The sequence below is a fragment of the Kiritimatiellia bacterium genome (genome assembly GCA_026417735.1).
GTDB lineage: Bacteria > Verrucomicrobiota > Kiritimatiellia > PWTM01 > PWTM01 > CAACVY01.
The window spans coordinates 132,080-144,475 of record JAOACR010000021.1 but is presented as its reverse complement, the minus strand read 5'-3'; the positions used below and the strand labels follow the sequence as shown (position 1 = coordinate 144,475).

The 12,396-nt window shown below is 65.3% G+C and carries 8 protein-coding genes; 4 read left to right on the top strand and 4 right to left on the bottom strand.

Annotation, left to right across the window (positions count from 1 at the left end):
* The 3 genes from N2652_11455 to N2652_11445 form a co-directional block, all read right to left on the bottom strand.
* Positions 1–930 (bottom strand): DEAD/DEAH box helicase family protein (locus N2652_11455; protein MCX7819801.1); only part of this gene is annotated, 930 nt, incomplete at its 3' end.
* Between the two features lie 19 nt (positions 931–949).
* Positions 950–2,533, bottom strand: coding sequence for a phospholipase D-like domain-containing protein (locus tag N2652_11450; protein ID MCX7819800.1), 1,584 nt, complete (start codon positions 2,531–2,533; stop codon positions 950–952).
* 216 nt (positions 2,534–2,749) lie between these two features.
* On the bottom strand, positions 2,750–3,367 hold the full coding sequence (locus N2652_11445) for a hypothetical protein (GenBank protein ID MCX7819799.1): 618 nt from the start codon (positions 3,365–3,367) through the stop codon (positions 2,750–2,752).
* A 1,141-nt stretch (positions 3,368–4,508) separates the two neighbouring features.
* Here N2652_11445 and gspE point away from each other — a divergent pair.
* From gspE to N2652_11425, 4 genes are read left to right on the top strand one after another with little or no spacing between them, the layout of a single operon-like run.
* The gene (gene gspE, locus N2652_11440; protein ID MCX7819798.1) at positions 4,509–6,206 is read left to right on the top strand and encodes a type II secretion system ATPase GspE; all 1,698 of its coding nucleotides are present in this window, start codon (positions 4,509–4,511) and stop codon (positions 6,204–6,206) included.
* Complete coding sequence (locus N2652_11435; GenBank protein MCX7819797.1) at positions 6,206–7,303, top strand: type IV pilus twitching motility protein PilT; 1,098 nt, start codon at positions 6,206–6,208, stop codon at positions 7,301–7,303. Before gspE ends, N2652_11435 begins: the two co-directional genes overlap by 1 nt.
* A gap of 8 nt (positions 7,304–7,311) precedes the next feature.
* Positions 7,312–9,033, top strand: coding sequence for an ATPase, T2SS/T4P/T4SS family (locus tag N2652_11430; GenBank protein ID MCX7819796.1), 1,722 nt, complete (start codon positions 7,312–7,314; stop codon positions 9,031–9,033).
* Between the two features lie 32 nt (positions 9,034–9,065).
* The gene (locus tag N2652_11425) at positions 9,066–10,355 is read left to right on the top strand and encodes a type II secretion system F family protein (GenBank protein MCX7819795.1); all 1,290 of its coding nucleotides are present in this window, start codon (positions 9,066–9,068) and stop codon (positions 10,353–10,355) included.
* 366 nt (positions 10,356–10,721) lie between these two features.
* On the opposite strand, the gene N2652_11420 is transcribed toward N2652_11425, so the two are convergent.
* Positions 10,722–12,386 (bottom strand): hypothetical protein, encoded by a 1,665-nt coding sequence (locus N2652_11420; GenBank protein MCX7819794.1) that lies wholly within the window; start codon positions 12,384–12,386, stop codon positions 10,722–10,724.
* Positions 12,387–12,396 lie beyond the last annotated feature (10 nt).

Genomic DNA, 12,396 nt, shown 5'->3' with positions numbered 1-12,396 from the left:
ATCAAAAAACATGTAGGTGCTGCGCACCAGTTGGCGTTCGTGCTCGCTCACCCAGCGCAGTTCGCCGGGATTGGGCGTGGCAGTCAGGCCGATGTGGATGGCGTCGAAATGGGCGAGCGTAGCGCGATGGGTGTTGTAGATAGAGCGATGGCATTCGTCGGTGACGACCAGATCAAAATAGGCATGGCCGAAGCCGCCCGGCCCAAGTTGACCGGCAATCGTATCGAGCGTGCCGACGACAATTTGGCCTTCGAGACTGCGTTTGCCGCCGTATAGCAGGGTGCAGGGGTAATCACGAAGGTAATCGTCAAATGTCTCCTTGGCCTGTTTGGCCAACTCGATGCGGTCGGCCAGGAACAGCACGCGCGAGATGGCGGCGGCCTGAAACCAACGCTTCATCAGCATGGCCAGCGTGAGGGTTTTGCCCGTTCCTGTGGCCATCTCAAAGAGCATCCGGCGGCGGCCAGCGATGAGGGCTTCATCAGCGGCTTGCAGGCAGCGCAACTGGTAGGGGCGAACCTCGACGTCTTCACCTCGGAAGCGAAAGCGCGTGGGATATGGAATGGCACGGAGCGACGTGGCGATGTTGCCTGTGCGGTGCTGACGGAGATTGGCGCGGCGCTCTAGGTCGGCGGGCGACGGGAAGCCGAGGATTGGACGGGCATCGCCGTTTTCGTAATCCCAGAAGTAATACTCTTGGCCGTTGCTCAGAATCACGAACGGCGCACGAAGGGCTACCGCGTAGTCCCGGGCTTGCTGCTTGGCCGAGTAGGGATCAATGGAGAACCGCTTCGTCTCGACGGGCGCGAGCGGTTGTCCGCGCCGGTTCTTGAGCAGGTAATCGGCGCGCCCATCAGCAGCGGGTTCTTCAGTGGAGACTTGGGACTTGTCTTCGATGTCCCAGCCCGCCTCGCGTAACAGGCGATCCACAACGATTCTGGCGTCGGCTTCAGTTGGCATAGGTGGAACAAGTAGCGGCTACAAACCCAGATTCTTGGGCCGTCGGTTCACTTCTTTGAACTGGAAGTGCAACGAGCAGAGGCTGTCTGGTGCGCCGGGATGCGCCGTTTTGTTTGCCCTTGGAATTGGCCTTGCCTTCGTCGGCAACTTTTCTGGCAATGCCGTGAAAATCTACTTCGCGGCGCGGCTTGGCCGACGGCAACATGCGCTCACCCCAGTCGTCCGGGGGGTTGCTCTGCTCGAACGCGCGCAGGGAGCGGGGCGAGGTCTGAAAGCGGGCGATGAAGTCGGCCTCGGTCTGGCCGTTTTGATGCCAGTCTCGGAAGAACTGCTCCGGGCGCACGCGCAGGTCGGCGTCTTCGTCCACGAACAGGCGCAACTGGCTGCCGAGGTCGGTGAACTGCTTGTTGTAGGGCGTGGCCGTCAGTAAAAGCACACGGGGTTCGTTGCGCTCGATGTAATCCCGGATCGCGTGGTATCGCCGGCCTTCGCGGTTGCGCAGGTTGTGGCTCTCGTCGATCACCAGAAGGCGGTAGCGGGGCAATGCCGGCAGCTCCTCGATGACTCTCCCGAGGGAAAGAACGCGACCGGTGATCTGGTATTCTTGAAAGTGCAGCTCCCACATCGGCTGGAGCTTCGGTGGACAAATGACCAGCGTGTTGCTGTCGTCATCCTCCTGCAACACGCGGGCGACGGCGGTGGCCATCAAGGTCTTGCCTAGCCCGACGACGTCGCCCAGCAGCACACCGCCACGGCGATAGAGATAGTGCGCCGCAAGAGAAACGGCGCTGGCTTGAAAATCCAGCAACACCCCTCGCAGGAGTTTCGGAAGCTTGAACTCGCGCTCGCCCTGACGGGCTTCCTCGCAGAGGTGGTATGCGATCTTGAGGTACACCAGATAGGGCCGCACGTCGGTCACGCCGGCCCAGCTTTTGTCAATGAGCTGGGCGAGCTCTTCACTGATGTCGAAGGCGTTCGGGTCTTTCCAGCGCTCCTCGAACCAGTTCAGCAGTTTGCTCGCGGCGTCCTGCTCCACGACGTCAACGTTCAGCTCGCCCTGATGTGACAACCCTGCGAGCGTGAGGTTGCTGCTACCCACAAACGCGACCAGCGGCGCAACGGGATCGGAGCGGTGAACCAGATAGAGTTTGGCATGCAGCGGGTAGCCGAGGAACGCTTTCACGCGCACCTTCCGAGCATGCAACTGTCGGGCGAGCAAACGCAGCGAGGATTCGGTTTCCGCGGTGGGCACACCGAACTCAAGCTGTTCCTTGAAGCTCTCGCTCACACGGCGTTTGAGCCGCGCGAGCGTTGGGCCGTCGGGCGTCGCGCCGCGCCGGCGGATGCTGCCGAGCAGCTTCATTTCTTCGTCGGGCGGGCGATGCATGCCCACCAGAAGCCGACAACAACGGTCGTCCTCGCCGCCGGGGAGTCGCTCGATCAAATCTGCAATCTGTCCCCAGCCGCGCAGATTGAGGTAGCCAACACAAAACGCCGCCGCGCTGCAGTCCTGAAGCGTCTGTCGGAGCGCGGGCAGCAGAGACTGATCGATGTTGTCAAAAATCCTGGGCATCGCCCCGCGTCCTCACCGCGCTCCCGTCCCGCCTTCTTCTACAGTCGAAACGCAGTGACGCGCGCGATCGGCAAGCGAACCCGCCTTCCCTTTCGGCGGTCCCCCGGTCGCGCTCATCGCGCCGCCGATGTTACTTCAACGGCTCGCGCGTCGCGAACCGGCCCGCCGCACACCTGCCTCGCCCAAACTGCGGCTCCCTCCTCTCTCCAGCCCTCCCTACCTCGTCTGCTTCGACTCCACCGGCTTTAGTGCGGCGAGTTTCGCGAGATCAATCTGGTCCATCGCAGCGCGGAGCTCGTCGAGCTTCACGCGGTAGCCCCGTACCGTCACCATCAGCCGGCCGCCGAGCAGCACCTCCAGCTTGCCGGACTTGTCCTCGTTGTCGTACTCCTCATGCGCCTTGTGGCCCTTGTACTTGGTGGTGCGCTCAAAGCCACGGTCCGTTTCACGATCAATATCCGCACCGACCCACGCCGCCTGCGCGAACGCACCTAGGCCGCCCAGACCGCCGAGATCGCTGTATTCGATTTCGATTCGCGCGTCGTTCGCGCCCTCGTAGACCCCTTCCGCGCGAGAAATCGTCATCCCCAACGCACCGCTGCGCTCCGAGGAGGCGCTCGTGCGCCTGAAGCCCTTCAGCGTCGCCGGCAGCAGGGACTTCAGCTCCCGGTGGTCAATCAGCGCCGCCGGCGCCCCCTGTTGCTGCGCACTGCTCATCGCCTTGAAGAGCGCCTCAAGCCCCTGCTGAACCGCCTGCTGGTTGGGTGGCGGGCCCTGCTGCGCCCCCGCGATGCCCGCCGCCACCGCCATCACTGCGATCGCTCGCCACGTCATCGGTTGCTCCCTTTCTGTGTTCGCGGCTTCCCGGCCGCTGCGTCCACTGTAGGTCGCAGCCCGACCAAATCAACCCCCTGCCCCGTCCGCGGGGCCGGCGTTTCCGTCCGGCGCGTAGCGGCGAGCCGCCCGCCGAATACGTCGGGACCTGTATCGCCCAGCGCTGGCGGCAGTCGGCACGCCCCTTCTACGTTCGGCCGCTGCCGATCACCGCGGGCCGAACGTGCTCTGGATCATCCTCGAAAACATCTCGCATGACCTCGGCTGCTATGGCGCGCGGGACGTGCTGACACCGAACATGGATCGGCTCGCTCACGAGGAAATGCGGTTCACGCGCGCGTTCGCGACCAGTCCACTTGTGCGCCGAGCCGGTCCGCGCCCTTCACCGGCTTTTACCAGACCGCCACCGACAGGCGTCACATGCGGGCGCCTGCGACGTTGACTTCCGGTTGCCGCCCCCACTGCGGCCGATCGCTCCCTTGTTCCGCGACGCCGGCGACCTCACTGCGAACATTCGCCGCATCGGCGAGCACGTCGTCGGGACCGGACAGCTCGATCAGAGCTTCATGAACGAGAGGTGAACCTGCCTGACCGAAGCGCGACCGGCGCCGAGGCCTGTCCCGCTAAGGGTCGAGCGCGTCCTGTCCAGCAGGATACGTGCCACCGCCATATCCGCACGATGTCCATGGGATCGCCTTGCATTCCGACCAGCCGGGCCACGGCGGAGTGCTGGCTGCCCCCCTCTCTGAGTGGCCGGCCGCTTGCGGGCGGCGCGCGCGAGGCCAGCGCTCTCGTGTTGGCGGGCGCGTGGCGCCCTCCGACAAGCTCCGCGAGACTCTCGCCGAACCAAACGAAGCGCGCGATCTCGGTGCGCCGGCGGATACAGACCAGGGTGCGTTTCTTATCCACCGGTGCGCGTCGCTGGACACACGGGCACAGAGACGGGCGAGCGCGGCGCACGACCCGAACCCCCGCAGGTGATCGCGCGCATCGAGCAGGAGATACACGAGTGGTTCGGCACGTTCGACGCGCCGCCGGCGCCCCGAGCGGCCGAGTCCGTTGACACCCGCTTCAGCGGCCGCATATCGTATCGGCTGAGATCTGATGCGGTGGCGGCAGCAGCCCCGCGCGGGAGTCGGCTTTGACGGCAAACGACGAATATGTTGTGGAGATCCTGTCCAGCGTCGGCCTGATCAATCATCGCCAGGCCGAAGATGCGCTGAAGGCGGCCCGCAAGGAAGACAAACCGGTCATCGAGATCCTGGTGCGCGATACGCCGCTGACGAAGGTGGACATCCTGAAGGCGCTGGCGCACCAGTTCGGCATGGAGACGGTCAGTCTCTCGAACCTCGCCGTGCCGGACGACGTGATCCAGGCGGTGCCCAACAAGATCGCGCGTCGTTACAAGGTGGTGCCGTTTGCGCGAGAGGACGGCACTTTGCGCGTCGCGTTGAGCGACCCGTTCGATGTCGAGACGCTCGACAGCCTCCGCTATCTGCTGAAGACGAACGTCGAGGGGGCGGTTGCGCTCCCGGAGGAGATTGAGATCGCGCTTGACCGCTACTATCCGCAGGCGCTCGACGAGATCTCCGGCGCGATCACCGCGCTCACCGCGGACTCGACCACCACCAGTACGGTGATGACGGAGGCGGTCGAGACGACCGCCGAAGACGAGCCGATCATCAAGCTCGTCAACCTGATCATCCTCGAGGCGTTCCGCCGGCGCGCGTCAGACATTCACCTGGAGCCGCTGGAGAAGAAGTTTCGGGTTCGCTACCGCATTGACGGCGTGCTGCACGAAATGGAAAGCCCGCCGCGGAAGCTGCAGAGCGCGATCATCAGCCGCATCAAGATCATGGCGAACATGAGCATCGCGGAGAAGCGGCTGCCGCAGGACGGACGCATCCAGATCAACGTGATGGGGCGCGACCTGGATCTGCGCGTGTCGGTGCTGCCGGCAAATCACGGCGAGACGATCGTGATGCGAATTCTCGACAAGTCGAGCCTGCTGCTGGGGCTCTCGCAGCTCGGCTTCTTCGCCGATGACCAGGCGACGTTCGAGCGGCTGATCAGCCTGTCGGACGGCATCATCCTCATCACCGGCCCCACCGGGTCCGGGAAGACCACGACGCTCTACGCGGTGCTGAACCAGCTGAACAAGCCCGACCGCAAGATCATCACCGTCGAGGACCCGGTCGAGTACCAGATCAGCGGCATCAATCAGGTCCAGGTGGCCGCGGAGATCGGCATGACGTTCGCGGCGGCGCTGCGTTCGATCCTGCGTCAGGCACCCAACATCATCATGATCGGTGAGATCCGCGATCTCGAAACCGCGGAGATCGCGGTGAACGCGTCGCTCACCGGCCACCTCGTCTTCAGCACGCTGCACACCAACGATGCGCCGAGCGCGGTCACCCGGCTGGTCGACATCGGCGTGAAACCGTTCCTCGTGGCCTCCTCGACCCGCGCGATCATGGCGCAGCGACTGGTGCGGCGGATCTGCACGAAGTGCAAGGAAGAGTACGAACCCAGCGATCACGAGCTGCGGCTGCTGGGCTCCGCCGCCGCGCAAGTGGAGCACGCGACGCTGTACCGGGGCAAGGGGTGCTCGGACTGCTCCGGGACCGGTTACCGCGGCCGGATCGGCATCTACGAGATCTTCGTGCTGAACGACGAGGTGCGCCACCTCATCAACGCGCAGGTGAGCTCGACCGAGCTGCGCAACGCCGCACGCCGGCTCGGCATGCGCACGCTCCGGGAGGACGGGCTGCGGAAGGTGGTGGCGGGGATCACGACGCTGGACGAGGTGTTCCGCGTTACGATGGGGGATCGCGACTGATGCCGCTGCGCTCCGCTGACATCCAGATGGAGGAGCTGCTGGACCTGGTGGTTCGGGAAGAGGCCTCCGACCTGCACCTCGCGGTGAACTCGCCGCCGGTGCTGCGCGTGCACGGGAGCCTCCATCCGATCGACTCGGAGCCGCTGCGCCCGGAGGACACCGAGCGGCTGATGCGCGCGATCACCTCGGAGGAGAACATCCAGCGGGTCCGCGAGCAGGGCGGGTGCGACTTCGGTTTCGGGTTCGGTAACCGCGCGCGGTTCCGCGTGAGCGTGTTCCGGCAGAAGGGCTGCTTTGGCCTCGTGCTGCGCCAGATTCCCTCACGGCTGATGACGCTGGAGGAAATCGGCCTGCCGCCACAGATCCGGGAGCTGCTCTATCTGCCGCGCGGACTCATCCTCGTCACTGGGCCGACCGGTTCGGGCAAGACGACGACGCTCGCCAGCATGATCAACATCATCAACGAGACGCGCGACTGCCACATCATCACGATCGAGGACCCCATCGAGTACTACCACGAGCACAAGAAATCGATCGTCACCCAGCGCGAGCTGGGCGTGGACGTCGGCTCGTTCCGCGAGGCGTTGCGCCGCGCGCTGCGTCAGGACCCGGACGTGATCCTGGTGGGCGAGATGCGCGACCTCGAGACGATGGAAGCGGCGATTACCGCCGCAGAAACCGGCCATCTGGTGTTTGCGACGCTCCACACCACCGGGGCCGCGCGCACCGTGGACCGCATCGTCGACGCGTTTCCGACCGACCAGCAGGAGCAGATTCGTACCCAGCTGGCCTCGACACTGAAGGCGGTGATCTCGCAGGTGCTGCTGCCGCGCATTGACAAGCCCGGCCGGATCGCCGCGTTCGAGGTGATGATCAGCACGCCCGCCATCGAAGCGCTGATCCGCGACAACAAGACCTTTCGCATCAAGTCAGACATTCAAACCGGCGGCCGGCTCGGCATGTTCACGCTCGACGACAGTCTGCTGAACCACTATCAGCAGGGCCGCATCTCGTACGAAGAGCTGGTGATGAAGTGCGACGACCGGGAGTCCATGCTCCAGCGTCTCGCCGAGATCGAAGGTCGCCGCAAACGGTAGGAGCCGCCATGCCCGAGGACGCCCTTCAGATCAAGGATTATCTGCTGCAGCAGCTCGTGGCGGACGGCCTCGTCGAGCCGTCGATCGCGGTCGAGATCGAGGAGGAGCACCGCCGCACCGGCAATCCCGTCCGCGATCTGCTGATCGACATGGAGGTGCTCACCGAGGACGTGCTGCTGGACTTCATCGCACGGCAAATGGGCACCTACGTGGTGGACCTCGGCGCGATGGTGGTCAGCCGCGACGTCGCGCGCGCGGTCCGTCCCAGCTACGTGCGCATGTACAACGTCGTGCCGATCGAGGCGCGCGAGAACTGGGTGCGGCTGGCGGTGTCGGATTTGCTCAGCCCCGAAATCGTGGACGAGCTGAACTTCGTGATCGGGCAGGACCGCGAAATCGAGTACGTCGTCGCCCGACAGGAAGACATCCGCAAGCTGATCACCGACCTGTACGGCACCGCGACCGACTCGATCGGCGACATGCTCACCCAGCTGGAGGCGGAACTCGAGGAGGCCGGCGACACCCTGACCACCACCGCGGGCGGCTCGGTGATCGACCTCGAGCAAATGGCCAACCAGGCGCCGATCGTCCGCTTCGTGAATCTCGTGCTCTACCAGGCCGTGCAGGACCGCGCCTCGGACATCCACTTCGAGCCGTTCGAGAAGGAATTCAAGATCCGCTACCGGGTGGACGGAGCGCTGTACGAAATGTCCCCCCCACCCCGTCAGCTCGCGCTGCCGATCATCTCCCGGCTGAAGGTGATCTCCGGCCTGAACATCGCGGAGCGCCGGCTGCCGCAGGACGGCCGGATCAAGCTGACGATCGCGAACCGACCGGTCGACTTTCGCGTCTCCACGCTGCCAACTCAGTTCGGCGAGAGCGTCGTGCTGCGCATTCTCGACCAGACCACCGTCCAGCTCGACCTCGAAAACATCGGCATGCCGGACGACATCTACGAGACCTTCGTGTACGACATCAACAAGCCGAACGGCATCATCATCGTCACCGGTCCGACCGGCTCCGGCAAAACCACCACGCTCTATGCGGCGCTGAAGCGGCTGAACACGATCGAGGAAAAGCTGCTGACCGCGGAAGACCCGGTGGAGTACGACATTGAGGGCATCATCCAGATCCCCATCAACGAGGCGATCGGACTGACCTTCGCCCGGGTGCTGCGTTCGTTCCTGCGCCAGGATCCGGACATCATCCTCGTCGGCGAGATCCGCGACAAGGAGACCGCCGAGATCGCGATCCAGGCCTCGCTGACCGGTCACCTCGTCTTCAGCACCCTCCACACCAACGACGCTCCGGGCGCGATCACGCGGCTGATTGACATGGGTATCGAGCCGTTTCTGATTTCGTCGACGCTCGAGGCCGTGCTGGCGCAGCGACTCGTGCGCACGATCTGCCCGCACTGTAAGACCGCGTTCACGCCGCAGGACGAACAGCTGATGCTCCTCGGCCTCACTCGCGAACAGGTCGGCGACCGTCCATTCTACTTCGGCGCCGGCTGCAAGGAGTGCAATCACACCGGCTACCGCGGCCGGCGCGGCGTTTTCGAGTACATGCGGATCACCGAGCCGATCCAGGAGCTGATCAACCAGCGCAAGCCCACCCTGGTGATTCGCGAGAAAGCGATCGAAATGGGCATGCGCACGTTGCGCGAGGACGGCATCCGGTGCATTCTCGATGGTTATACGACCGTCGAAGAGGTTCTGAAGTATACATGAGATTCCGCAGCCGCCCGTAAGGAGGTCCGGCCATGGCCAGCTTTGCATTCGTCGGAGTGGACGCCCACGGCAAGGAGGTGAAGGGCACCGTCGAGGCGGAGAACCAGAACGCCGCGCTCGCGCAGATCCGAGAACAAGGCTACTTCCCCACCCAGGTGGTCCCGGTCACCGCCGGAAAGGGGGCCGCCGCCGCGCCGCGCGCCGCCGCCCGTGGAAAGAAGGGTGCGCCATCTTCGACGCTGCAGAAGGAAATCAAGTTGCCGGCCTTTCTCAGCGGCCGGGTGAAGCCGCGGCAACTGATGGTCGTCACCCGCCAGCTCGCGACGCTCATCGACGCCGGTCTGCCCCTGCTGCGCGGTCTGCAGGTGCTGCAGCGGCAGGAACGCCACCCGAAGCTCAAGCAAATCCTCGCCGATCTCGGGGAGGCGATCCAGTCCGGCAGCACCCTCGCCGACGCAATGGCGCACCACCCGAAAGTGTTCAGCCGCCTCTACGTGAACATGGTGAAGGCCGGCGAGATCGGCGGCGTGCTGGACGTCGTGCTGCTGCGCCTCGCCGAGTTCATGGAGAAGATGCAGAAGATCCGGAACAAGATCGTCAGCGCGATGACCTACCCCGTCGTCGTGCTGCTGGTCGCCACCGTGATCATGTTCTTCCTGATGACGAAGATCGTGCCGAAGTTCAAGGAGATCTTCGACGACCTGCTCGAGGGCAAGGCGCTGCCGGTGCTCACGCAGATGGTGATGAACGTCAGCCAGACGCTCGCGCAGCGCGCACCGGTCGTGATCGCGGGCGTGGTGGTGCTGGTGGTGCTGATCAAACTCATCGGCAAGACCAAGGCCGGGCGGTACGCGATCGACACCATCAAGATGAAAATGCCGATCTTCGGGCCACTGGTGGAAAAGACCGCGATCGGCCGCATGACCCGCACCCTCGGGACGTTGTTGCAGTCGGGCGTGCCGATCTTGCAGGCCCTGACGATCGTCCGCGACACCGCCGGCAACGATGTGGTCGCGCGCGCCATCCAGGTCGTCCACGACAGCGTGAAGGAGGGTGAAAACATCGCGCCGCCGATGGAGGCGACCCGCATCTTCCCGCCGATGGTGATCGGCATGGTCGAGGTCGGCGAGGAAACGGGCAAGCTGCCGGACATGCTGATGCGCATCGCCGACACGTACGACGACGAGGTGGACAACACCGTCGCCGCGCTGAGCTCGATCATCGAGCCGCTGCTGATCGTGGGCCTGGCGGTGATCGTGGGCACGATCGTGATTGCGCTGTTCCTGCCGATGCTTTCGATCATCGGCCAGCTCGGCGGCTGAGAACGGCCCGCGGGCGCTCGCAGCGGTGCTCGGCGCTCCAAGGATTGGAGCGCGCAAGAGCGGCGCAGTCCAACCCTTGGACAAGCCGGCCGAGCGATCGGGCACACGCACAACGACAGCCGCGGGGCATCGGCGTTGTACGGCGACGCCTGTCCGCCCCCAGCGGCCGAAGCCGGCGCCGTTGCCGGCCGTGTGGGCCCGCCCGCGCCGCACCGCGGGCAACTATCCGGCGCGGCAACTGTCCTTCGCGGTCGCCGGCGCCGCTGCCCGGGTCGCCCCCACGGCTCGCAAGCGCACCGGCGATCGGTTGCGCCGCCCATCGCCCCAGCTCTTCCAACCCTTTCGCTGACGCGGGTGATTCCCCCCTCAGCGCCAGTCGTGCTCGCCGCGCAAATAGCGGATCCACTGCATCGCCGCCTGGATCAGATGCGCATACCCCCCGGTGTCAGAAAAACGGTCAAAAGGCGTGCCGGGCAGCACCGAAGAGCAGCCGATGCCGGTGGGAACATATCCAAACTCGTCGAAGATGGCCTCCCAGGTCCGCAATCCGCCGCCCAGCTCCCGCTCCAGCGTGCGCCGGACCTCGGCCTCCCCGACCGCATCCGCGCCACCGACGCCCCCCCAGGCGACCACATGCTCGCCCGTCACCGCCCCCGCGGGCGGGAAATAGGCTGCGCGGCTGAGCTTTCGCCGCGCCTTCTCCCACAACCCCGCCCGTTCACGGATCGCCTGCAACGCCCAGCCGCAGAGCGCCATCGTTTGCGGCCCCATCCGCGAGCCGATCGGGATCGGCCGGCCGTGCGGCCCCCGTCGCTGCGAGCGCAGATGCTCGGGACGCCCATTCGTGTAGTGAAACGGGTAGAGATCAAACACGTTGATGCCCGGCGGCGCGGGTTCATCGTCGCAGTAGCCGCGGTACATCAGCGGCAGTGTCAGCGCGTCGAAGACCAGCCGTACCGCTTCAGGCTCCGGCAGCGTCCCATGCCGGGCCAGCGCGACGAAGTACTCGTACATCGCGTCGTCCGCGAAGCCGGGTATCCGGAACTTTCGATCGGCCACCGGCTCGGCGACCGTCTGATGCCAGGCGCTGCGCCACTGGTTCAAAGAATCCCAGCTCAGTGAGGGCAGCCGGCGGCGGGCCGTCTCATCGCCATTCGCGACCGCGTACGCGGCGACCACTGCCGGGATCGCCGGATATCCCCGCCGCGCACGGCCGGCCTGCAGATGCCGAGCCGCCTCCGCGATTTCCGTGCGCAACCGCGTCGCTTCCGCATCCGCTCCATCCAGCACCTCCCACGCGGCCAGCAGCAGCAGCGCCAGATCCTGAGCCATGTGGTTGGAGGTGCCCAACGAGTGACCGCTCAGCCGGCATTCCGGGTTGCCGGTCTCCTTCAGCTCATCCCGCCCCGGGTAGACCAGCCGTCGGACGCCATCCCGACGATTCAGCATCTCGAGCGAAACGGAGCCACCATTGTCCCACCAGTAGGGCACAAATCCCTTTTCCCGCTCCGGCCGCAGCAGTCGCTCCGGCCAGCCCGGTGGCACTGGCTGATCGGAGTCATTGCGCGAGGGATCGAACAACTCGTCCGATCGGTTCAGCATCCGGAGGTAGAACGGCAAAAGCTCTCGTACGAGCAGCTCCCGATACCAGCGATCGCCCGTCACTGCGGCGGCGCGCGCCAGCGCAACACCCAACCATGCGCCGTCGTGCATCGTATCGAGCGCTTCGCCCTGGATCCACTGGCGGGGAGTGCCGGCGTTCTCAACCCAGAAATACTCGTACACCATGCCGCGGTGGGGTGAGTCGTCGCGCCGCATGTGGTGGCGAACCACGTAGTTCGCCAGCCGTTTTGCGAACGCTTCGGCCTCGGCGACCGTCATCGGCGGTCGGCGACGGGCCGCATCCGCCCATGACTCGGGCGCGGCCGCGCCCGCCGCCCTCACGAACGCGCACGCAATCACCCCCATCGCCACGACTGGCCAGTGCCGGGCGTTCGGCTTGAACCACCCCAACAACGTCTGCGCGCTCATGGTGGACCCT